The 207-nt window shown below is 48.8% G+C and carries 1 protein-coding gene; it reads right to left on the reverse strand.

Going from position 1 to position 207, the window contains the following annotated elements; translation table 11 throughout:
- Positions 1-207, reverse strand: a 207-nt coding sequence (locus EXE45_RS19490) for a HAMP domain-containing sensor histidine kinase (RefSeq protein ID WP_137695237.1), incomplete at both ends; no start/stop codon positions are given.

Here is a 207-nt window from a genome sequence, read left to right on the forward strand (position 1 = left end):
GGCCTCAAAGATGTCATCATATTCCTCGGACGAAATACCCGGACCATCGTCCTCAATATAGAACCCGTCGTCAAGTTCCCCGACCGTCACAGTCACATCAGATCCGCCGTGTTCGATTGAGTTCCGAAACAGGTTCTCAAACACCTGCTTGAGGCGGCTTTTATCAGCAAGTATACTCCGTTCGGCATTGTTAAATAATGCTGCTTG

Origin of the sequence: Halorubrum sp. SP9 (assembly GCF_005435015.1) — an archaeon.
In the GTDB taxonomy this organism is placed as follows: Archaea; Halobacteriota; Halobacteria; order Halobacteriales; family Haloferacaceae; genus Halorubrum; species Halorubrum sodomense.